The following is a 20335-nucleotide window of genomic DNA, read 5'->3' as shown; positions in this document are numbered from 1 at the left end:
GGTCTAGTCCACTTGCGTGGTGTAGACCTTGTTCCGATTATCGGAATGTTGTCGGACGGCGCGAGGCGCCGGTTTGGGGCGGGAAGAGTGCAGCGGCGGGTCAGGACAAGGGCGATCGCGGTGGTGTCCGCACTGGGACTGACGGGAGTCCTCGGCGGATGCGGCGGCGACGGTTCCTCCGACGTGACCCTGAGACTGGTCGCGGCCGACTACGGCAACAGCGCGGCCACCAGTTCCAAGAAGTACTGGGCCGACCTGGTCGAGCGCTACGAGGCCGACCACCCCGGCGTGAAGATCGACGTCCGCGTCCACTCCTGGACCGACGTCGACCGCAAGGTCAGGGAGATGGTCGACGCGGGCGACCCGCCGGACCTGGCGCAGATCGGCGCGTACGCCGACTACGCGGCCGACGACATGCTCTACAAGGCGGACGACCTGCTCTCCATCCCCGTGCAGGCGGACTTCCTCACCCAGCTCGCCACGGCGGGCCAGGTCAACGGCATCCAGTACGGCATGCCCTTCGCCTCCTCCACGCGCGTGCTGTTCTACAACAAGAAGCTGTTCGCCGAGGCCGACCTCACCCCGCCGACGACCTGGGACGAGCTCGCCGCGAACGCCGAGGTGCTCGATGCCGAGGGCGTGAAGTACCCCTACGCGCTGCCGCTGGGCAAGGAGGAGGCACAGGCCGAGACCATGCAGTGGCTGCTCAGCGGCGAGGGCGGCTACACCGACATGATGGGCACGTACGCCCTCGACTCCGCGGAGAACGTCGAGACGTTCAACTGGCTGAAGAACGAGCTGGTCGGCAAGGGCCTGACCGGCCCGGTCGCCCCCGGCAAGCTCGACCGGGCCGACGCGTTCGCCGCGTTCGCCGCCGGTGACGTCGGCATGCTCAACGGCCATCCCACGCTGATGGAGATGGCCGAGAAGAAGGGCGTGGACTTCGGCATGGTGCCGACGCCGACGGCCGACGGCGACAGCCGGCCCACGCTCGGCGTCGCCGACTGGATGATGGCCTTCAAGGAGAACGGCCACCGCGACGAGATCGGCGACTTCCTCGACTTCGTCTACAGCGAGAAGAACGTGCTCGACTTCTCCCGCGAGTACGACCTGCTGCCGGTCACCAACTCCGCGTCCCGGACGATGAGCGGGTCCGCGCGGGACAAGCACCTCAAGCCCTTCCTGGACCAGCTGCCGACCTCGGAGCACTACCCGGTCGGCACCACCTCCTGGGCGGCGGTCAGCGCGGAGATCAAGCGGCAGATCGGCAAGGCGGTCGCCCCGGGCGGCAGCCCGGCGGGCGTCCTGGGCGGGCTCCAGGCGACGGCCGTGCGGGCGGAGAGCGCGGAGTAGGCCCCGCGGGGCCCGGCTGTCGGTGCCGGGGGCTACCGTGCGGGGCATGGACGAGGAACGGCTGCAGCGGCGCGAACAGGACATCCTCGCGCTGGAGCGCCGTGGCTTTTCCGGCCCCGGCGCGAAGGAACGGGCGATACGCGAGGAACTGGGCCTGGCCCCGGTGCGCTACTACCAGCTCCTCAACGCCCTGCTCGACGACCCGCGCGCCCTGGCCCACGACCCGGTGACGGTCAACCGCCTGCGCCGCGTCCGGGAGGCCCGCCGCGCGCAGCGCTGACGGCGGGCCTTGCGGTGGCGCCCGGCCTTCCGGCGGCGCCCGGCGCTGACCCGCGGTCCGGCCACCGGGCCGGCCCCGGCGGCCCGCCTCCGGCGGTGCGTGCGCGCGGCGCCCGTCCGGCGGGCGCCCTTCCCGGCTTTCCCGACGCGGCCCGGGGCCGGCCGTCCCGCACGCCGCCCGTACCGGCCGTCCCGCTGCGGGCCGCGGCTCCGGGGGCCTGCCCGCAGCGGTCCACGTCCGGCGCCGGCCGGCCGTCCCTGCCCGGCCGGGCCGTGCCGGTCGGCCGGTGTCCGGTCAGCCGATGCGTGCCGCCAGGGTCCGGAGCAGTTGCACGACCCCCGCCGGACCGTCGACCACCAGGTCCGAGCGTTCCCTCAGCTCGGTGACCTCGTCGCTGCCGCTGCACACCAGCAGGCCGGGGACGCCGTCGGAGCGGAGCTTGTCGACGGTGGCGTAGGCGGGCAGGTCGCCCAGGTCGTCACCGGCGTACAGGACCGACCGGGCGCCGATCTCGCGGGCGTACTCCATCAGGGCGACGCCCTTGTCCATGCCGGGCGGACGCAGCTCCAGGACCATGCGGCCGGGCTCGACGATCAGGCCGTGCCGGGTGGCGAGGTCGGTCAGCGGCTCGCGCAGCGCCTCGAAGGCAGCCTGGGGGTCGGCGGCCCTGCGGGTGTGGACGGCCACCGCCCGGCCCTTCTCCTCGATCCAGGTGCCCTGCCACGCGCCGACCCGGTCGAGCAGCCCCGGCAGTTCCGCGCGGACGGCGGCGACACCGGGGTGCGGGGCGGGCGCGGTGACCGTGCCGGTCGCCGCGTCCCAGCGCTCGGCCCCGTAGTGGCCGAGGACGACCAGGTGCTCCAGACCGGGCACGCCCGCGAAGCCGCCGTGCCGCACGGCCACTCCGGGTGGCCGTCCGGTGACGACCGCGACGGCCGCCACCTTCGGGGCGAGCGCGGCGAGCGCGGGCACCGTGTCGGGGTGCGCGCGGGCCTGCTCCGGGTCGGGCACGATCGGCGCGAGCGTCCCGTCGAAGTCCAGGCCGATCAGCGCACTCTCCGGCCGCGCGAGAAGTGCCTCCAGCCCTTCCCGCCCGGCCCGGGTGGCAGGCGTCGGCAGGCCGTCGGCGGCACCGGGGTCCGTGGTGTCCGGGCCCGTGGCCTTCGGCTCCTGCGCGTGGGGGTCCGTGGAATCCGTATGGCTGCCCATGTCGCCAACCTATCCACGTCCCGGCGCCCGTACGCCTGTGTGACCGGCCATGTCGGCGATCCGGTTCAGCCGGACGCCGTCCCGTCCCGCAGCTCGTTCAGCTGGTCCAGGAACCACTGGGCCGGCGGCAGCGCGGTCGCCGCCGCGGCCAGGCGCTTGCTGCGCTCGGTCCGCTCCGCCGGACCCATGGTCAGGGCCTCGTGCAGGGCGCGCGCCGTGTCGACGACGTCGTACGGGTTGACGGTGATCGCGTCCTCGCCCAGCTCCTCGTGGGCGCCCGCCTCCCGCGACAGCACCAGCGCGCAGCCCGCGTCGGAGACGACCGGCATCTCCTTGGCGACCAGGTTCATGCCGTCGCGGACGGGGTTGACCAGGGCCACGTCCGCCAGCCGGTACGCGGCCAGCGAGCGCGCGAAGTCGTCCTTGACGTGCAGCGCGACCGGCCGCCAGCCCGGCGTCCCGTACCGCTCGTTGATCTCCGCGGCGACCCGCTGCACCTCGGCGGTGTAGTCGCGGTACACGGCGAGGTCCTGCCGGGAGGGGTAGGCGAAGGCGACGTGCACGACCCGCTCGCGCCACTCGGGGTGGTCCTCCAGCAGCTGCCGGTACGCCAGCAGACCGCGCACGATGTTCTTCGACAGCTCGGTCCGGTCGACCCGGACGATCGCTTTGCGCGCACCGCCGTCGGGAGCCGCGCCGATCTCCTCCCGCAGCGCGGCCATCCGTTCCTTCACGTCCGCCTCGTGGGACCGGGCGCGCAGGAAGTCCGCGTCGGCCCCCAGCCCGTGCACGCCGATCCGGGTGTCCCCGAGGCCGCCCACGAACCGCTCGCAGCACGCGGTGAACGCGTCCGCCCAGCGGTGGGTGAGGAAGCCCAGCCGGTCGGCGCCCAGCATCCCGCGCAGCACCTGCCCGGCGATGTCGTCGGGCAGCATCCGGAAGTACTCCGGCGGCGCCCACGGCGTGTGCGAGAAGTGGCCGATCCGCAGGTCGGGGCGGAGCTCGCGGAGCATCCCGGGGACCAGCGTCAGGTGGTAGTCCTGCACCAGCACCGCCGCCCCCGGCGCCGCCTCCTCGGCCAGCGCCTCGGCGAAGGCGCGGTTGTACGTCTCGTAGGACGCCCACTGCCGCCGGAACTCCGCGTCGAAGACCGGCTCCAGCGGGGTCTGGTACAGCATGTGGTGCACGAACCACAGCACCGAGTTGGCGATCCCGTTGTACGCGTCGGCGTGCACGTCCGCCGGGACGTCCAGCATCCGCACGCCGTCCTCGCCGACCCCGCGCCGCACGGCCTCGCGGTCGCCGTCGGACAGCGCCGAGCACACCCACAGCGCCCCCGCGTCCGGGCCGATCGCCGACAGTCCGGACACCAGCCCGCCGCCACCCCTTCTGGCCCGCAGCGAACCGTCCTCGTCCACCGTGTACGAAACGGGACCGCGATTCGACGCGACCAGCACCTGAGCACCCTGAGCAGCCTGCGTGGAAGCCATACGCCTCAACCTAGCCCGGTCCCGGAAGCCTCAAACGTCCCGGTGCGTCACCTCGGAGGCGATGTGGGCCACACCTCTTGTGCGGAAGCTGTGAACGACCTGAGGATGTGTGGTGCGCATTTCAACTTTTCGGGGGGGTGGGCGCCATGCGCATACGCATGCGCGGATCCGTCGGTGCGGCGGCGCTGGTCGGGGCCTTCGCACTGACCTTGGCCGGCTGCGGCGACGCGGACGGCGGCACGGAGGCGGACGGACGGCCCGCGGCGGTCACCGCCACGCCGGGCAGCGCCGGTTCCGCGCCCGAGGCGTCCCCCGAGGCGTCCCCCGAGGCGTCCGACGGCACCGGGAGCCCGACCGCCACCCCCACCCCGGCCCCGACGCCCGTCACGTTGCCGGACTTCACCGGCCGCAGCATCGGAACGGCCGTGCGCGCGGCCGAGAAGGCCGACGTCGACCACACCGTCCGGCTCCAGGGCACCGGACGGGCGGCCTCCACCTGGGCCGCGACGGAGAAGGTCTGCGAGCAGACCGACGGTTTCGACGGCGTGACGTTCACCGTCCCCCGGGACGGCCGCGACTGCGCCGGGCGCCTGCTGCACACCCCGAAGCCGACCCCGACCCCGAAGCCGGCGCGGACGGAGGGCCCCGGCGGCACGGGCACCGGCACGGGCGTCTGCGAGCTGACCAGTCCCGCGGGCAACTGCTACGCCGACGGCCAGTTCTGCGCCGCCGCGCACCGGGGCCTGAGCACCCACGGCCGCGGCGGCGAGTACCTGACGTGCGCTCAGGACTCCGCCGGCCGCTGGCGCTGGTCGGACGGCGTCCCCGGCTGACCCGGGACGTCCCCGGCCGACGCGGGACGTCCCCGGCCGACGCGGGACGTCCCCGGCCCCGGAGGGAGGGTCAGGCCACCCTCCGCGCCCGGTACTCCGCGATCTCCGCCATGGGCGGCCGTTCCTCGGTGTCCACCGAGTAGGTGCGGGGCTCGAAGGCGCCCCCGGCCCGCTCGAACTGGGTGAGCGCGGGGCGGACCAGATGGCCGCGGGCCAGCCGGAGCTGGGCGGTGCGGTAGATCGTGGCGGCCATGCGGCCGAGGGCCTGGCCGTCCTGGTGGCGGTGGAGGCGGACACCGACGTCGACCTGGGCGAGGGCGTCCAGGCCGACCAGGTGCAGGGCGTCGACCAGCATGCCGAGCTCCACGCCGTAGCCGACGGGGAAGGGCAGCCGTTCCAGCAGGGAGCGGCGGGCCGCGTACTCGCCGCCGAGGGGCTGCACGAAGCCGGCCAGCTGCGGCCAGTGCATGTTGAGCAGCGGGCGGGCCATCAGCTCCGTGACCCGGCCGCCCTGGCCGGCCGCCGTCCCGAGCGGGCGGTCGTACATGGCCTTGACCAGCTGCACGCCGGGTTCGGTGAGCAGCGGGCCGACGATGCCGGAGACGAAGTCGGAGGAGAACTCGCGCAGGTCGGCGTCGACGAAGCAGACGATGTCGCCGCGGGTGACGAGCAGGGAGCGCCACAGCACCTCGCCCTTGCCGGGCACGGCCGGGATGCGGGGCAGGATCGCGTCCCGGTGCACCACGGTCGCGCCCGCTGCCGCCGCCGCCTCGGCCGTGCGGTCGGTCGAGCCCGAGTCGACCACCACGACCTCGTCGACCAGGGGGGCCCGGAGCATCAGGTCGCGCCGGATGACCGCGACGATGTCGCCGACCGTGGCCTCCTCGTTGAGCGCGGGCAGCACCACGCTCACCGTCCGGCCCGTGGCGCGTTTGGCCGCCAGGACCTGGTGCAGCGGTCGGTCGGTCACGGACCAGGAGCGTTCGCTCAGCCAGCGCTCGACTTCTTCCAGCACGGTCGGCGGCTCCTCACTTCTGTGATCCATCTCGCGGTTCGGACGACTATCTCAAGGGTCCCGGACGTCGGTTACAGTCTTGAACAACGCAGGTGACCGCCGCATGCCGGGGTCACCGGTGTTCACAACCACATACAGCTCATCCAGAGGGGCAGAGGGACACGGCCCGATGAAGCCCCGGCAACCCTCCAGCCGGTTCTCGTGTCGATCGTTGTGCGCGCACAGCCGATCGCACCCGCGAGGCTCCCGGCTAGGGAAGGTGCCAAATCCGTCTCACGGCGAGATGCGTCGTGAGAAAGATGAGGAGAAAGGGCCTCGCCTCTCATGGCTGCGCAGACTGTCGCAAGCACCACCGATCCCGCCGCTTCTCCCGCCGGTGCCGCCTCCGTCGACCTGGGTCCCGCCGCCGCGCTCTCCTGCCGCGAATGCGGTCACCGCGTGCCGCTCGGCCCGGTCTTCGCCTGCGAGGAGTGTTTCGGCCCGCTGGAGGTCGCCTACGACTTCTCGGCCCTCGACACCGAGGAACTCCGCAAGAGGATCGAAGCGGGCCCCACGAACATCTGGCGCTACGCGCCGCTGCTGCCCGTCCCGGCGGACGTGGCGACCAAGCCGAACCTCAACCCCGGCTGGACCGCGCTGGTCAAGGCCGACAACCTCGCCCGTGAACTCGGCGTCACCGGCGGCCTGTACGTCAAGGACGACTCCGGCAACCCGACGCACTCCTTCAAGGACCGCGTCGTCGCCCAGGCCCTGGAGGCCGCCCGCGCCTTCGGCTTCACCACCCTGTCCTGCTCCTCCACCGGCAACCTGGCCGGCGCCGTCGGCGCCGCCGCCGCGCGGGCCGGCTTCCGCTCCTGCGTGTTCATCCCGCACGACCTGGAGCAGGGCAAGGTCGTCATGGCCGCCGTCTACGGCGGAGAGCTCGTCGGCATCGAGGGCAACTACGACGACGTGAACCGCTTCTGCTCCGAGCTGATCGGCGACCCGGTCGGCGAGGGCTGGGGCTTCGTCAACGTCAACCTGCGGCCGTACTACGCGGAGGGCTCCAAGACCCTGGCGTACGAGATCTGCGAGCAGCTCGGCTGGCGGCTGCCCGACCAGATCGTCGTCCCCATCGCCTCCGGCTCGCAGCTCACGAAGATCGACAAGGGTCTGCGGGAGCTGATCGAGCTCGGGCTGGTCGAGGACCGGCCGTACAAGATCTTCGGTGCGCAGGCCGAGGGCTGCTCGCCGGTGTCGGCCGCCTACAAGGCGGGCCACGAGGTCGTGCGCCCGCAGAAGCCGAACACCATCGCCAAGTCGCTCGCCATCGGCAACCCCGCCGACGGCCCGTACGTCCTGGACATCGCACGCCGCACGGGCGGCGCGGTGGAGGACGTGACGGACGAGCAGGTCGTGGACGCCATCAAGCTGCTCGCCCGCACCGAGGGCATCTTCGCCGAGACGGCGGGCGGGGTGACGGTCGGCGTGACGAGGAAGCTCATCGACGACGGCGTGCTCGACCCGGCCCTGACCACCGTCGTGCTCAACACCGGCGACGGTCTGAAGACGCTGGACGCGGTGGCCGGCACCGGGCTCACCGCAACCATCCGCCCCCACCTGGAGTCGTTCCGAGAGGCAGGCCTCGCATGAGCGTGACCGTTCGCATCCCGACCATCCTGCGCACCTACACCGGCGGCCGGACCGAGGTGAGCGCCGAGGGCGCGACCCTCGCCGAGGTCATCGAGGACCTGGAGAAGAACCACACCGGGATCGCCGCCCGGGTCCTGGACGACCAGGGCAAGCTGCGCCGCTTCGTCAACGTCTACGTCAACGACGACGACGTGCGCTTCGAGCAGGGCCTCGGGACTCCCACTCCGGACGGCGCGGGCGTCTCCATCATTCCGGCGGTCGCCGGCGGCTGATCATTACCGTCGGTAATTCCGGTTACCGAGCGTTCATCGCACGGCCCCCTCCGTGAGAGATGCGGAGGGGGTCATTCCATGGGGTTGAGCACGGTAGAGTTGGGGAACGCGCCCCCGATCCTTCGATCGGAAGCCTTTGATTTCTGCCGTGCGCCCGACTGGAAGTAGCCAAAGTGCGGGCCCCTTTTGCGGCATTCGCCCCCTATGTATGGCCCGACTTGCCCTGTAATCAGGTGAATTCTCGCCACATTCCGGGCCGGGGGCGTCCAGATTTCTCGTCCGATTGACCTGTTGCAGACGGCAGTTGGGCAGATACATTCAGCCGCGGTCGACGCGTTCCGGCGCACGCCCCCAACCGTTGGGGGGTGAGGTCTGACCCGGGTTCGCGAAGTGCGGATCTGTGCAAGGGCCAGTAATAGGGGAGTTAGGCATGGCTCAGGGCACCGTCAAGTGGTTCAACGCGGAGAAGGGGTACGGCTTCATCGCGGTCGACGGTGGTGCGGATGTTTTCGTCCACTACAGCGCGATCCAGATGGACGGCTACCGCACCCTGGAAGAGGGCCAGCGGGTCGAGTTCGAGATCTCGCAGGGCCAGAAAGGCCCGCAGGCCGACATGGTTCGCGTCACCGCCTGAACGCGCTACCAGCCGCAAGAATCTTCTGCTGACGAAGGGCCCGTGCCTCCCGGGGCGCGGGCCCTTCGCCGTGCCCCGGGGCGGGGAGCGCGCGGCGCGTCCGTGTTCGCGGGCGGCTGAGCGCACCCCCCGATCGCCGGAGGCGCTTGCACTCGACAGGGGCGAGTGCTAATCATTGCGTTAGCACTCTGAAGGTGAGAGTGACAACGTAAGGACCGGGTCGGTGAGGCCCGCAGGCCGGGTGGGGCAAGGAACCACGAGGCCGGCGAGCCGTCCGTCGCGGGCGCGGGCGCGGTCCGAAGGAATCACCCCCAGTCCTGGAGGGACCACTTCACATGGCCAAGATCATCGCGTTCGACGAGGAGGCGCGGCGCGGCCTCGAGCGCGGCATGAACCAGCTCGCGGACGCCGTCAAGGTGACGCTCGGCCCCAAGGGCCGCAACGTCGTCCTCGAGAAGAAGTGGGGCGCCCCCACGATCACCAACGATGGTGTCTCCATCGCCAAGGAGATCGAGCTCGAGGACCCGTACGAGAAGATCGGCGCCGAGCTGGTCAAGGAAGTCGCCAAGAAGACGGACGACGTCGCCGGTGACGGTACGACCACCGCGACCGTCCTCGCCCAGGCCCTGGTCAAGGAAGGCCTGCGCAACGTGGCCGCCGGCGCCAACCCGATGGCCCTGAAGCGCGGCATCGAGAAGGCCGTCGAGGCCGTTTCCGCCGCCCTGCTCGAGCAGGCGAAGGACGTCGAGACCAAGGAGCAGATCGCCTCCACGGCCTCCATCTCCGCCGCCGACACCCAGATCGGCGAGCTCATCGCCGAGGCCATGGACAAGGTCGGCAAGGAAGGCGTCATCACCGTCGAGGAGTCCCAGACCTTCGGTCTGGAGCTGGAGCTCACCGAGGGTATGCGCTTCGACAAGGGCTACATCTCGGCGTACTTCGCCACCGACATGGAGCGTATGGAGGCCGTCCTCGACGACCCGTACATCCTGATCGCGAACTCCAAGGTCTCCAACGTCAAGGACCTGCTCCCGCTCCTGGAGAAGGTCATGCAGTCGGGCAAGCCGCTGCTGATCATCGCCGAGGACGTCGAGGGCGAGGCCCTGTCGACCCTGGTCGTCAACAAGATCCGCGGCACCTTCAAGTCCGTCGCCGTCAAGGCCCCGGGCTTCGGCGACCGCCGCAAGGCCATGCTCGGCGACATCGCCATCCTCACGGGCGGCGAGGTCATCTCCGAGGAGGTCGGCCTCAAGCTGGAGAACGCCACGCTCGACCTCCTGGGCAAGGCCCGCAAGGTCGTCATCACCAAGGACGAGACCACCATCGTCGACGGCGCCGGCTCCACCGACCAGGTCCAGGGCCGTGTGAACCAGATCCGCGCCGAGATCGAGAACAGCGACTCCGACTACGACCGCGAGAAGCTGCAGGAGCGCCTGGCGAAGCTCGCCGGCGGCGTCGCGGTCATCAAGGCCGGTGCCGCCACCGAGGTGGAGCTCAAGGAGCGCAAGCACCGCATCGAGGACGCCGTCCGCAACGCCAAGGCGGCCGTCGAGGAGGGCATCGTCGCCGGTGGTGGCGTGGCCCTGCTGCAGGCCTCCCAGGTCTTCGAGAAGCTGGAGCTGGAGGGTGACGAGGCGACCGGTGCCAACGCCGTGCGCATCGCCCTGGAGGCCCCGCTGAAGCAGATCGCCGTCAACGCCGGCCTCGAGGGCGGCGTCGTGGTGGAGAAGGTGCGCAACCTGACCCCGGGCCACGGCCTGAACGCCGCGACCGGCGACTACGTCGACCTGGTCAAGGAAGGCATCATCGACCCGGCCAAGGTGACGCGTTCCGCGCTGCAGAACGCCGCGTCGATCGCCGCGCTGTTCCTCACCACCGAGGCCGTCATCGCCGACAAGCCGGAGAAGGCCGCGGCCCCGGCCGGCGGCGGCATGCCGGGCGGTGACATGGACTTCTGATCCTCCCGAGGATCGGAACCGTCCGACGCGTGACCGAGGGCGGCACTCCCCGTACACCGGGGGGTGCCGCCCTCGGGCGTTTCCGGGCCGGTGGCGTCAGTAGCGCGAGCAGGCGCCGTCGGTGACGTCCACCGTGAGGTGCGCGTAGCTCTCGTCGACCGGCACGGTGGTGACGCGCAGGCAGAAGGCGGCGTCCGTGCCCTCGCCGGTGACGGTGTAGTGGTCGGAGCGGCCCTCGCGGCTCACCCGGGCCCCGAACGAGGGTCCCTCACCGGTCCGTTCGATCGCGTCGCCGATCGCCGGGGCGAGGCCCCGCGACGCGTCGACGATGCGCGGGCCGGCCTCCAGGCGCGCGGCGGCCTCGTGGACGGCGGTGCGCAGCTCGTCGTCGCTCCACTCCCCGTCGTCGTGGAGCCAGAGGAACACGCCCGCGGCGACGAGGAAGGGGAGCAGGATCAGCGCCAGGCCGACGGGGCTGTGGGGGTTGTAGACGTACCGGTTCGTTCCCCACCTGCTTCTGATGAACACGGGCTCTCCCATGAACCTCATTCTGTGCGAGGGCGGTTGACGGCAGGTCACGACCCGGTGTGACGCACGTCACCGGGGCCGGGGAATGGGAATGCCCGCGGCGGGCGGGCCGGTTGCCCGTACGGCACGGATTTCATGCGTGTGCACATACTGACCGGTATCTCCCTGAGGAGTCCCAGTGACCGTCACCGTTTCCGAAGCGGCCTCCCGCGCGGCCCGGGTCCTTTCCCGCCCGGCCGTGATCAACGGCCTGACCGTCCCGAACCGCATCGCCATGGCGCCGATGACCCGGCAGTTCTCGCCGGGCGGCGTCCCGGGGGAGGACGTCGTGTCGTACTACTCCCGCCGGGCGGCCGCCGGTGTCGGACTGATCGTCACCGAGGGGACGTACGTCGGTCACCCCTCCGCCGGGCAGAGCGACCGGGTGCCGCGGTTCCACGGGGAGGAGCAGCTCGCGGGCTGGGCGAAGGTCGCCGAGGCGGTGCACGCGGCCGGGGGCACGATCATGCCGCAGCTGTGGCACATCGGCACGGTGCGCCGGCCGGGGGAGCCGCCGTTCCCGGACGCCCCGGTCCTCGGACCGTCCGGGCTACGGACCGACGGCACCGAGGGCGGCAGGGCCATGACCCGGCGGGACATCGACGAGGTGATCGGCGCCTTCGCGGAGGCCGCCGCCGCGGCCGAGCGGATCGGCTTCGACGGCGTGGAGCTGCACGGCGCCCACGGCTACCTCATCGACCAGTTCCTGTGGGCCGGCACCAACCGCCGTACCGACGCCTACGGCGGCGACCCGGTGGCCCGGACGAAGTTCGCGGCGGAGGTCGTCGCCGCCGTGCGGGAGGCCGTGTCCCCCGGCTTCCCGGTCGTCTTCCGCTACTCGCAGTGGAAGCAGGACGCCTACGGCGCCCGCCTCGCCGAGACCCCGCAGGAGCTGGAGGCCGTCCTCGCCCCGCTCGCCGCGGCCGGCGTCGACGCCTTCCACGCCTCCACGCGCCGCTACTGGCTCCCCGAGTTCGAGGGCGCCGACCTCAACCTGGCCGGCTGGACGAGGAAGCTGACCGGCAGGCCCGCCCTCACCGTCGGGTCGGTCGGCCTCGACGACGGCGACTTCACCAGGACGTTCCGGGGGGAGGGGGCCGGTGTGAGCAGCCTCGACAACCTGCTCGACCGGATGGAGCGGGACGAGTTCGACATCGTGGCCGTGGGCCGGGCCCTGCTCCAGGACCCGCACTGGGCGGCCAAGGTGCTCGAAGGCCGCTTCGGCGAGCTCAGGTCCTACGACGCCTCGGCGCTCACGTTCCTGAGCTGAGCCGCCGGGCCGCGTCGCGTGCGTCCGTACGGGCGCACGTCACGCGGTATTAATTTGCTTAAGTCAAGCAATCTGAATAAAGTTGCCCGAGACAAGTGGTTCCGATCCTCCGGAGACATCCCCCATGTCCGACGCACCCGCCCGACCCGCCGCGACCGGCACCCCCGCGCCGCCCCGACCCGGCGCCGTGGTGGCCGTGCTGGCCTTCAGCGGCATCGTGGTCTCGCTGATGCAGACCCTGGTGATCCCGATCGTGGGGAAGCTGCCGCGGTACCTGAACGCCTCGGCGGCGGACACCGCCTGGGCCGTCACCGCCACCCTGCTCGCCGCGGCCGTCGCCACCCCGGTCATGGGCCGCCTCGGCGACATGTACGGCAAGCGCCGCATGCTGCTGTTCAGCATCGCCATGCTGGTGACCGGCTCGGTGGTCGCCGGACTGAGCGACTCCCTGGTCCCGATGATCGTCGGCCGGGCCCTGCAGGGCCTGTCGTCCGGGGTGATCCCGCTCGGCATCAGCATCCTGCGCGACGAGCTGCCCGAGGAGCGGCTGGGCTCGGCGACCGCGATGATCAGCGCCTCGCTCGGGGTCGGCGGCGCCCTCGGTCTGCCCGCCGCCGCGCTCATCGCCGACAACTTCGACTGGCACGCGCTGTTCTGGACCTCGGCCGCGCTGGGCGTCGTCGCGCTGGTCGCGGTGGTGTCCGTGGTGCCGGAGTCGAAGGTGCGCACCGGCGGCCGGTTCGACCTGGCCGGCGCGGCCGGAATGGCGGCCGGCCTGATCTGCCTGCTGCTGGCGATCTCCAAGGGCGGCGACTGGGGCTGGTCGAGCGGCACCACCCTCGGCCTGTTCGCGGCGGCCGTGGTCATCCTGCTGGCCTGGGGCTTCTTCGAGCTGCGCATCGACCAGCCGCTGGTGGACCTGCGCAGCACGGCCCGTCCCCAGGTGCTGGTCACCAACCTCGCCTCGGTGGCGATCGGCTTCTCGATGTTCTCGATGTCCCTGGTCATCCCGCAGCTGCTGCAGCTCCCCGAGGAGACCGGCTACGGCCTGGGCCGGTCGCTGCTGGCCGCCGGTCTGGTCATGGCGCCGTCCGGCCTGGTGATGATGGCGCTGGCCCCGGTGTCCGCGCTGGTCTCCCGCGCCAAGGGCCCGAAGGTGACGCTGATGATCGGCGCCCTGATCGTGGCCGCCGGCTACGGCCTGAACGTCCTGCTGATGGACCAGGTCTGGCACTTCGTGCTGGCGTCCTGCGTCATCGGTGCCGGCATCGGCTTCACCTACGGTGCGATGCCCGCGCTGATCATGGGCGCCGTGCCCGCCTCCGAGACGGGCGCCGCCAACAGCCTCAACACCCTCATGCGGTCCATCGGCACGTCCGTCGCCAGCGCCGTCGCCGGTGTCGTCCTGGCCCAGATGACCACGCGCTTCGGTCCGTACGCGCTGCCCTCCGAGAGCGGCTTCCGCACGGTCCTGGCGCTCGGGGCCGGAGCGGCGCTCCTCGGCTTCGCCGTCGCCGCCCTCATCCCGCGCCGGCGCGCCGCGGCGGCGACCGCGTCCGCCGTCGCCGGGGACGCGCCCGCGGAGGCCGCGGCGTCCTCCAGGGCGTAGGACCGGCCACCGCGTCCCACGGCCGCCGTCCCGGGGTTCCGGGGCGGCGGCCGTGCGGCGTGCCGGCCGGAACCTGCCGGTCCCGGGCTAGAAGTTGCCCATGGGCTCGATGTCGGTCCTGACCGGCGTGCCCCACACGCGCAGCACCTCGTAGTCGGTGAACTCGTGCACGATCCGGTACGCCATGGCGGGCCGGGGCCCGCGCCGCTGCGCCGCGATGTACAGCTCGGCCTCGCGCCGGTCCCGGCGCGGGGTGCCGCACAGCTGCCAGGCCTGGCCGTTCCACAGCTCCGGCAGCCAGCGCTGCTGCGGCTGGGGACGGTCACCGCGGACCCCGTACCGGGAGGGGACCGGCTCGGTGGCCCCCGGCGGCGGGGGCGGCCCGTTGAACTCGGCGCGGCGGGCGGCGCGGCGCCGGGTCTCGCACAGCAGGCACAGGTCGGGGGCGCTCTGGTCGACCGGGCCGGTGGGGTGCTCGGGGCAGCGCGTGCTGGGCGCGGCCGTGGTGACGCCCTCCTCCAGCAGATCGAGGGCCCGCCGCAGGTCCGCCTTCACCTCGTGCAGCTCGGCGTCCGGGGTGTCGGCGCCGAGCGCCTCGCCGTGCTCGCCGAGGACACGAAGAGCGCGGCCCAGGGCGGTGAGCTGCGCGTGGTTCATGGTTCGTCTCCGGGTCGGGTGGCTCCAGTATCCCAGTGCGCACGGCCGGCGGTCATCCACGGGCACCGGGCGCTCGCGGGGTACGGGCGTCGTCCCGCGGAGCGGCCGACCACGGCGGCCCGCGGCGACGGCGGGGTACGGGCGGGGTGCGGATGCGGCCTCGCGTCGCGTCCGCCCTCCGGCATCCGACGCCTGCGGACGCTGCCGGGATCCGGCATGGCGAATGCCGGTGACCTCCGGTTACCGTCCTCGGGCGCGTCCGGTTCCGGCACCGGACGGGGCGGACGTCCGGCGAGGGGAGTGGCGCGATGTTCTCGGTGGCCTGGGGGGTGTTCGCGACCGCCTTCGGCTGGATCGTCGCGACGGATTTCCGGGGGGCGGCCCGCCGCTTCCACGAGCTGTCCCACGCGGCCGTGCCGTTCGGCGGCGGCGGTGCGCCGGTCTTGGGCGTCGGCTTCTTCCGCGTCCTGGCGGGGGTGTTCGCCCTGATCGGCCCGTTCGTCCTGGTCGGCGGGCTCCTGGAGCTGTGGCGCGGCGAGGCGGGGCCGGACGGGCTGCCCCCGTTGCCCGCCTGGGCCGTCGTGGGGCAGGCACTCGTCGCCGGTGTCGTCCTGTGGAGGATGTGGCGGCGCTCCGGCCCGTTGCGCCGTGCGTGGGACACCGGCACCGGTCCGCGGCGTGCCGCCGCGCTCGTGCTCACGGCATCGGTCCTCGCCTTCGTCGCGGCCCTGGGCCTCGGCCGGGAGACGTGGACGGTGACGAGCTGGCTGGTCGGCGGCCTGTGCGGCCTCACCCTGATCCTGGACGGCCGCACCGGCCCGGTCGCCGAGGGGCCCCCGGGCCGCTAGGCCGGGCCGCCCGCCTCGGCCAGTGCCGCGCGCAGGTGGCCGCCGGACTCCTTCAGCAGGCGGGCGGCCGTCGGGCCGTCCACGTCGGCCAGCAGGACCAGGATCGCGTGCTTCACCTCGCCGTCCGTGGCGGCCAGGGCGCGGGCGACGGCGTCGTCCTCCGCTCCGGTCGCGAGGGCGACGATGCGGTGGGAGCGGGCGCGGAGCTTGTCGTTGGAGGCGCGCAGGTCGACCATCAGGTTCCCGTACGTCTTGCCCAGCCGGATCATCGTGATCGTCGACAGCATGTTGAGGACCAGCTTCTGGGCCGTGCCGGCCTTGAGGCGGGTGGAGCCGGTGAGCAGTTCCGGGCCGACGACCACCTCGATGCCGTGCTCGGCCGCCGCCGCCAGCGCGCTGCCCGGGTTGCAGGCCAGGCCCACGGTCAGCGCGCCGCGCGCCCGGGCGTAGGCGACGGCGCCGACGGCGTAGGGGGTGCGGCCGGAGGCGGAGACGCCGACCACCGTGTCGTCGGCGGTCAGCGCCAGCGCGGCCAGGTCGGACGCGGCCAGGTCCCGGGAGTCCTCGGCGCCCTCGACCGAGGTGACCATCGCGTCGGGGCCGCCCGCGATCAGGCCGACGACCCGCGCCGGGTCGGTGTTGAAGGTGGGCGGGCACTCCGAGGCGTCCAGGACGCCGAGACGGCCCGCGGTGCCCGCGCCCGCGTAGACCAGCCGGCCGCCCCGGGCCATCCGGTCGGCGACGGCGTCGATCGCGGCGGCGATCTCGGGCAGCCGCTCGGCCACGGCACCGGCCACGGTGGCGTCCTCGCCGTTCATCAGCCGGGCGATGTCGAGGGTGGGCAGCCGGTCGATGTCCGCCAGTTCCGGGCGGAACGCCTCGGTGGTCAGGGCCGCCAGCTCGGCACGGAGGGCGGAGGACTCGGGCGTGTGGGTCATGGAACGTTCTCTCCGGTCGGTCGGTCCGGCGTCTCGATGTGCGGTTCCGCCGCCGGGCGCGACCGGCCGCGCTCCCGCGTCCTCCAGCTTTCCACGGCCGCCGCCTCCCCCGTGCCGCGCCCGCGCCCCGTGTGCCGGTGCCGCGTCTACCGCGCGACGCTCCGGTGCCGGTGCGCCAGTGCCTCGTACGAGGCCGACAGCGCCGGGGCCGCCGACTCGTAGGTGCGCTGGGCGACACCCACGAACAGGCAGTCCACCACCAGCAGTTGACTGGTCCGGGAGGACATCGCGGCCGGACGCAGCTCGCTCTCGCGGGCCGTGGACGTGGTCAGGACGTGGTCGGCGTACTGCGTGACGGGGCTGTCGGGCCGGCCGGTGACCGCCACCGTCGTCGCCCCGTGGTCGAACGCCACCCGGAGCGGTTCGATGACGTCCCCGGTCGACCCGGAGTGCGTGATGGCGATCGCCACGTCCCCCGCGCGCAGTTGCACCGCGTTGGTGACGGCGAGGTGGGGGTCGCTGTGGGCGTGCGCCATCAGTCCTATGCGCAGGAGTTTCTGGGTGAGGTCCTGGGCCACCAGTCCCGACGCGCCGACGCCGTACACGTCGGTGCGGCGGGCGGCGGCCAAGGCGGCCACGGCCGCGCCGAGCTGGACGGTGTCCAGGCCGGCCGCGGTGTCGGCGAGGGTCTGCTGCTCGTCGTAGGCGAGCTTGGCGACGACGTCGGCGATGGGGTCGTCCACCGCGATGTCGGTGGTGATGGCCGGGGCGCGGCCCGACTGCTGCTGGGCGGCGAGGCCGGCCAGCGCCAGGCGCAGGTCGCGGTAGCCCGGGTAGCCGAGCAGCCGGGCGGTGCGCACGACGGTGGCCTCGCTGGTGCCGGTGAGCTCGGCGAGTCCGGTGACCGTGAGGGCCGCGCAGCCGGCCGGGTCGTCGGCGACGGCCTCGGCGACCCGCTGCATGGAACGGGTCATCGACGGAGCCAGCGTGCGCACCTTGGCCGCCAGGGCGGCGGGCGCGGGCGGCGGGGTACCGGGCTCGCCCGGACCGCGCCCGCTCGCGAAAATTTCCTTCACAGGCCGGGTCACACCATGAAAGATATTTTCGGCTCGGTGGTGCGGTCAAGAGTGCGCACAATAGGAGCATGAACCCCCACGGCGGCCCCCGGGTCAACCCCGTCAACCCCTTGGAGCAGGCGTTGCACGCGGCTCGCGCCCTCGTGCTCGCCGACCTGGTCGCACGCGAGGTCGCCGACGCGGACGTGGTCTCCCTGGTCGAGGAGTCCGTCGCCCAGCGCCGCTGGTGGGTCCAACAGTGGCCGGAAGGCGTCGAGTTCATCGCCGGACTGGTCGCCCAGGACGTCCAGGACGCCCTGCTGGAGCGCTACGGCCGCTGGCCGCTGTGCCCGGTGTGCGGCTCCGGCGACCCGCACGCGCTGGACGTCGAACCCGAACTCGGCCCCGACCCGCACTGGGTGTGCCACAAGGCGGGCGTGAAGGTCGCGGCGGTGGGCGAGCTGGGCGGGGCCGGGGGCGGAGCGGCCTCGTCGTGACGGTGTACATCGACCCGCCCACCTGGCCGGGTCACGGCCGGATGTGGTCCCATCTGATCAGCGACGTCTCCTATGCCGAACTGCACGCCTTCGCCGACCGCCTGGGCGTCCCCCGCCGCGCCTTCGAACGCGACCACTACGACCTCCCCCGGCACCGGTACGCCGACGCCGTGCGCGCCGGGGCGGTCGAGGTGGACAGCCGCGAGGTGGTGCGGCTGCTGCACGGGGCGGGGCTGCGGCGCCGGAAGGGCGCGGTTCAGCCGCGCAGTTCGTAGACGTACGGGGCGTCGTCCCCGGACGCGCGGGTGAACCCGGCGCGGGTGACGACGTTCTGCGAGGGCACGTTCTCCCGGTCGACGACCGCGGTCACGGTCCGCACGCCGTCCTGCCGGAGGGCCCAGGCGGCCAGCGCGCGCAGGGCCTCGGTCGCGTAGCCCCGGCCGCGGGCGTCCTCGACGAGGTCGTAGCCGACCTCCACCCGGCCGTCCCCGTCCGGGGGCCCGTGGAATCCCATCGCGCCCACCGCGCGGTCGTCCTCGCGCCGGACCAGTACGTACATGGCCCACTCCGGGTGGAAGACCCCGTCCTCGTACTGCTTGACCGCGATCCCGGCGCCCTCCCGGGTGCCGTCGGCGGGGCCCGGGCCGAGCCAGTCGAACCCGCCGTCCGCGCCCACGGACAGAGCGGCGGCGGCCGCGGGGGTGACCCCCTCCAGGGTGAGCCGCTCGGTCCCGAGCACCGGGTTGTTGCTCCAGTGCCACTCGGTGACGGGCTCCCGGTCCGGCAGGTCGCCGCGGCCGGTGGCCCACAGCAGGGTCCGCCACGGGGTGGGACCGGGGCGGACCCGCGGGAAGATCCGGGTGAGGACGAAGGACGCCAGTTCGGCGGGCGGTTCGTACGGCACGCCCAGGCCCTCGGCGATGTCGTGCGTGTGCAGCAGGACTTCGGCCACGCCCATCGCGGCGAAACCCTCGCGGTTCGCGTGCCGGAAGGGGTAGGGGTGGAAGGCGCGGACCGCGCGCGGGGTGGTGCGGACGGCGGCGGCGAGCAGGGCGCCGGTCGCCTTGATCGTCTCCAGGACACCGGTGTTGTCGGCGGGGGCCGGGCCGTCGCCGGTGCCGTCGAGGGTGATCGTGAAGGGGATGCGCGCGTCCCGCGCACGTCCGGCGAGCCGCCCCGCGTACGCGATGAGGTCGTTCGCGATGTGCACCGCCGCCTCCCGGCAGCTCCACTCCAGCCGCCCGGCCCGCACCCCTTCCCAGTCCCGGTCGACGAACGCTCCCAGGATCGCCACGCAGTCCGCGACGGCCTCCTCCACCTGTTCCGCTCCCGCAGCACGCATGACGGGCAGGCTAGGCGGGCGGTGCGGGCGCGGTCGATGGCTTTTCCTGCTCGCCGTGGGTCCCGCTCGCCGTGGGTTCCGCTCGCCGCGGGGCCGGAGCGAGTCGGACTGCCGAACGGACCTTATTTGACAGATCGTTCCAGAAAACCTACGGTCCTTGGTGTGGCCAGGACCAAGGAATTCGATCCTGACGCCGCGCTGCAGTCGGCCCTCGAGCTGTTCTGGCGGCGCGGCTACGAGGCGACGTCGATGAGCGACCTCGTCGAGCACCTCGGCATCGGCCGGGCGAGCCTCTACGCGACCTTCGGCAGCAAGCACGAGCTGTACCTGAAGGCCATGGACCGGTACACCGGGACGCGCGACCCGCTCCTCCTCGCCGAGCTGTCCCAGCCGGGGCCCGCGCTGCCCGCGGTACGGGCGGTGGTGCGCCGCTTCGCGGCGGAGGCCGCCTCCTCCGAGGGGCGGCTGAACGGCTGCTTCGTCACCAACACGGCGGCCGAACTGGCCCCGCACGACCCCGCGGCGGCCCGCCGGGTCGAGAGCAGTTGGGGGCACCTCGAGACCTTGCTGCACTCCGCGCTCCTGCGGGCCCGGGCCCAGGGCGAGCTGCCCGGGGACCGCGATCCGCGCGCGCTGGCCCGCATGCTGCTCGTCCTGCTGCAGGGCGTGCGGGTCGTCGGCAAGGCGTCGGACGACCCCGCCCGGGTGCGGGACGCGGCCGAGCAGGCGCTGGCCCTGCTGGACTGACGCGCACGCGAACGGAGGCGCCGAGCCTCCTCTCGCATGTCCGCATACTGGATCGATCGGTCCAATAAAGGGGGGAGTGTGACGCCCGCGAATGCCGCCCGCGTTCCCGGTGCACGGCAGCGGTGCGCC

21 protein-coding genes and 1 riboswitch are annotated in these 20335 nt (G+C 72.9%); of the genes, 13 read left to right on the top strand and 8 right to left on the bottom strand.

What is annotated here, in order from left to right; translation table 11 throughout:
• The first annotated feature begins 45 nt into the window (after nucleotides 1-45).
• Together CP969_RS18195 and CP969_RS18190 are read left to right on the top strand one after the other, a co-directional pair.
• Entirely contained in the window at nucleotides 46-1353 is a 1308-nt protein-coding gene (locus tag CP969_RS18195; protein ID WP_099156160.1) for an extracellular solute-binding protein, read from the top strand.
• A gap of 46 nt (nucleotides 1354-1399) precedes the next feature.
• The gene (locus CP969_RS18190; RefSeq protein ID WP_016825684.1) at nucleotides 1400-1633 is read left to right on the top strand and encodes a DUF3263 domain-containing protein; all 234 of its coding nucleotides are present in this window, start codon (nucleotides 1400-1402) and stop codon (nucleotides 1631-1633) included.
• 294 nt (nucleotides 1634-1927) lie between these two features.
• On the opposite strand, the gene otsB is transcribed toward CP969_RS18190, so the two are convergent.
• Entirely contained in the window at nucleotides 1928-2842 is a 915-nt protein-coding gene (otsB, locus tag CP969_RS18185; RefSeq protein ID WP_016825685.1) for a trehalose-phosphatase, read from the bottom strand.
• A 65-nt stretch (nucleotides 2843-2907) separates the two neighbouring features.
• Nucleotides 2908-4332, bottom strand: a complete 1425-nt coding sequence (locus CP969_RS18180; protein ID WP_171817493.1) for an alpha,alpha-trehalose-phosphate synthase (UDP-forming) — start codon at nucleotides 4330-4332, stop codon at nucleotides 2908-2910.
• Nucleotides 4333-4478: 146 nt separating this feature from the next.
• Between CP969_RS18180 and CP969_RS18175 the strand changes: the two genes are divergently transcribed.
• A complete protein-coding gene (locus CP969_RS18175) occupies nucleotides 4479-5165 on the top strand; it encodes a hypothetical protein (RefSeq protein ID WP_026085078.1) in 687 nt (228 codons plus the stop codon).
• A gap of 70 nt (nucleotides 5166-5235) precedes the next feature.
• Here the strand turns inward: CP969_RS18175 and CP969_RS18170 are convergent, their stop codons facing one another.
• Complete coding sequence (locus CP969_RS18170) at nucleotides 5236-6180, bottom strand: glucosyl-3-phosphoglycerate synthase (RefSeq protein ID WP_016825688.1); 945 nt, start codon at nucleotides 6178-6180, stop codon at nucleotides 5236-5238.
• Nucleotides 6181-6316: 136 nt separating this feature from the next.
• A riboswitch (SAM riboswitch) is annotated at nucleotides 6317-6486 on the top strand.
• Nucleotides 6487-6504: 18 nt separating this feature from the next.
• Here CP969_RS18170 and thrC point away from each other — a divergent pair.
• The 4 genes from thrC (at nucleotide 6505) to groL (ending at nucleotide 10676) form a co-directional block, all read left to right on the top strand.
• On the top strand, nucleotides 6505-7812 hold the full coding sequence (gene thrC / locus CP969_RS18165) for a threonine synthase (RefSeq protein ID WP_016825690.1): 1308 nt from the start codon (nucleotides 6505-6507) through the stop codon (nucleotides 7810-7812).
• Entirely contained in the window at nucleotides 7809-8084 is a 276-nt protein-coding gene (locus CP969_RS18160; protein ID WP_004986571.1) for a MoaD/ThiS family protein, read from the top strand. The genes thrC and CP969_RS18160 overlap by 4 nt, the downstream gene beginning before the upstream one ends.
• A gap of 430 nt (nucleotides 8085-8514) precedes the next feature.
• Nucleotides 8515-8718 carry a cold-shock protein gene (locus tag CP969_RS18155; RefSeq protein ID WP_004986573.1) on the top strand — a complete coding sequence of 68 codons (204 nt, stop codon included), beginning with the start codon at nucleotides 8515-8517 and terminating at the stop codon, nucleotides 8716-8718.
• A gap of 335 nt (nucleotides 8719-9053) precedes the next feature.
• Nucleotides 9054-10676, top strand: coding sequence for a chaperonin GroEL (gene groL, locus CP969_RS18150; RefSeq protein ID WP_004986575.1), 1623 nt, complete (start codon nucleotides 9054-9056; stop codon nucleotides 10674-10676).
• A gap of 96 nt (nucleotides 10677-10772) precedes the next feature.
• Here groL and CP969_RS18145 read toward each other — a convergent pair whose 3' ends face one another.
• Nucleotides 10773-11216 (bottom strand): hypothetical protein, encoded by a 444-nt coding sequence (locus CP969_RS18145; RefSeq protein WP_016825693.1) that lies wholly within the window; start codon nucleotides 11214-11216, stop codon nucleotides 10773-10775.
• A gap of 166 nt (nucleotides 11217-11382) precedes the next feature.
• Here CP969_RS18145 and CP969_RS18140 point away from each other — a divergent pair, with 166 nt between their 5' ends.
• Both CP969_RS18140 and CP969_RS18135 read left to right on the top strand, forming a co-directional pair.
• Complete coding sequence (locus CP969_RS18140) at nucleotides 11383-12513, top strand: NADH:flavin oxidoreductase (protein ID WP_016825694.1); 1131 nt, start codon at nucleotides 11383-11385, stop codon at nucleotides 12511-12513.
• 124 nt (nucleotides 12514-12637) lie between these two features.
• Nucleotides 12638-14122, top strand: a complete 1485-nt coding sequence (locus CP969_RS18135) for an MFS transporter (RefSeq protein WP_016825695.1) — start codon at nucleotides 12638-12640, stop codon at nucleotides 14120-14122.
• A gap of 87 nt (nucleotides 14123-14209) precedes the next feature.
• Here the strand turns inward: CP969_RS18135 and CP969_RS18130 are convergent, their stop codons facing one another.
• The gene (locus CP969_RS18130) at nucleotides 14210-14779 is read right to left on the bottom strand and encodes a hypothetical protein (protein WP_004986583.1); all 570 of its coding nucleotides are present in this window, start codon (nucleotides 14777-14779) and stop codon (nucleotides 14210-14212) included.
• A gap of 308 nt (nucleotides 14780-15087) precedes the next feature.
• On the opposite strand from CP969_RS18130, the gene CP969_RS18125 reads away from it, so the two are divergent.
• On the top strand, nucleotides 15088-15627 hold the full coding sequence (locus CP969_RS18125) for a hypothetical protein (protein WP_016825696.1): 540 nt from the start codon (nucleotides 15088-15090) through the stop codon (nucleotides 15625-15627).
• Here CP969_RS18125 and murQ read toward each other — a convergent pair.
• The gene (gene murQ, locus CP969_RS18120) at nucleotides 15624-16565 is read right to left on the bottom strand and encodes an N-acetylmuramic acid 6-phosphate etherase (RefSeq protein WP_004986586.1); all 942 of its coding nucleotides are present in this window, start codon (nucleotides 16563-16565) and stop codon (nucleotides 15624-15626) included. The genes CP969_RS18125 and murQ overlap by 4 nt on opposite strands.
• A gap of 146 nt (nucleotides 16566-16711) precedes the next feature.
• Nucleotides 16712-17653, bottom strand: coding sequence for a MurR/RpiR family transcriptional regulator (locus tag CP969_RS18115; RefSeq protein ID WP_004986587.1), 942 nt, complete (start codon nucleotides 17651-17653; stop codon nucleotides 16712-16714).
• A 56-nt stretch (nucleotides 17654-17709) separates the two neighbouring features.
• Here CP969_RS18115 and CP969_RS18110 point away from each other — a divergent pair, with 56 nt between their 5' ends.
• Both CP969_RS18110 and CP969_RS18105 read left to right on the top strand, forming a co-directional pair.
• Nucleotides 17710-18117, top strand: a complete 408-nt coding sequence (locus CP969_RS18110) for a hypothetical protein (protein WP_004986588.1) — start codon at nucleotides 17710-17712, stop codon at nucleotides 18115-18117.
• A complete protein-coding gene (locus CP969_RS18105; protein WP_004986589.1) occupies nucleotides 18114-18392 on the top strand; it encodes a DUF4031 domain-containing protein in 279 nt (92 codons plus the stop codon). Before CP969_RS18110 ends, CP969_RS18105 begins: the two co-directional genes overlap by 4 nt.
• On the opposite strand, the gene CP969_RS18100 is transcribed toward CP969_RS18105, so the two are convergent.
• Complete coding sequence (locus CP969_RS18100; protein ID WP_016825698.1) at nucleotides 18374-19435, bottom strand: GNAT family N-acetyltransferase; 1062 nt, start codon at nucleotides 19433-19435, stop codon at nucleotides 18374-18376. The genes CP969_RS18105 and CP969_RS18100 overlap by 19 nt on opposite strands.
• A gap of 186 nt (nucleotides 19436-19621) precedes the next feature.
• Between CP969_RS18100 and CP969_RS18095 the strand changes: the two genes are divergently transcribed.
• Nucleotides 19622-20206, top strand: coding sequence for a TetR/AcrR family transcriptional regulator (locus tag CP969_RS18095; protein ID WP_016825699.1), 585 nt, complete (start codon nucleotides 19622-19624; stop codon nucleotides 20204-20206).
• Nucleotides 20207-20335 lie beyond the last annotated feature (129 nt).

The organism is Streptomyces viridosporus T7A (assembly GCF_008704515.1).
Taxonomy (GTDB): Bacteria; Actinomycetota; Actinomycetes; order Streptomycetales; family Streptomycetaceae; genus Streptomyces; species Streptomyces viridosporus.
Note: the sequence above shows the minus strand (reverse complement) of the source record. Positions and strands in the feature narration are given on the sequence as shown.

Coding starts and splice junctions, on each gene's coding strand:
- CP969_RS18195 (WP_099156160.1), top strand. CDS start 46: ATGTTGTCGGACGGCGCGAGGCGCCGGTTTGGGGCGGGAAGAGTGCAG.
- CP969_RS18190 (WP_016825684.1), top strand. CDS start 1,400: ATGGACGAGGAACGGCTGCAGCGGCGCGAACAGGACATCCTCGCGCTG.
- otsB (WP_016825685.1), bottom strand. CDS start 2,842: ATGGGCAGCCATACGGATTCCACGGACCCCCACGCGCAGGAGCCGAAG.
- CP969_RS18180 (WP_171817493.1), bottom strand. CDS start 4,332: ATGGCTTCCACGCAGGCTGCTCAGGGTGCTCAGGTGCTGGTCGCGTCG.
- CP969_RS18175 (WP_026085078.1), top strand. CDS start 4,479: ATGCGCATACGCATGCGCGGATCCGTCGGTGCGGCGGCGCTGGTCGGG.
- thrC (WP_016825690.1), top strand. CDS start 6,505: ATGGCTGCGCAGACTGTCGCAAGCACCACCGATCCCGCCGCTTCTCCC.
- CP969_RS18160 (WP_004986571.1), top strand. CDS start 7,809: ATGAGCGTGACCGTTCGCATCCCGACCATCCTGCGCACCTACACCGGC.
- CP969_RS18155 (WP_004986573.1), top strand. CDS start 8,515: ATGGCTCAGGGCACCGTCAAGTGGTTCAACGCGGAGAAGGGGTACGGC.
- groL (WP_004986575.1), top strand. CDS start 9,054: ATGGCCAAGATCATCGCGTTCGACGAGGAGGCGCGGCGCGGCCTCGAG.
- CP969_RS18145 (WP_016825693.1), bottom strand. CDS start 11,216: ATGGGAGAGCCCGTGTTCATCAGAAGCAGGTGGGGAACGAACCGGTAC.
- CP969_RS18135 (WP_016825695.1), top strand. CDS start 12,638: ATGTCCGACGCACCCGCCCGACCCGCCGCGACCGGCACCCCCGCGCCG.
- CP969_RS18130 (WP_004986583.1), bottom strand. CDS start 14,779: ATGAACCACGCGCAGCTCACCGCCCTGGGCCGCGCTCTTCGTGTCCTC.
- CP969_RS18125 (WP_016825696.1), top strand. CDS start 15,088: ATGTTCTCGGTGGCCTGGGGGGTGTTCGCGACCGCCTTCGGCTGGATC.
- murQ (WP_004986586.1), bottom strand. CDS start 16,565: ATGACCCACACGCCCGAGTCCTCCGCCCTCCGTGCCGAGCTGGCGGCC.
- CP969_RS18110 (WP_004986588.1), top strand. CDS start 17,710: ATGAACCCCCACGGCGGCCCCCGGGTCAACCCCGTCAACCCCTTGGAG.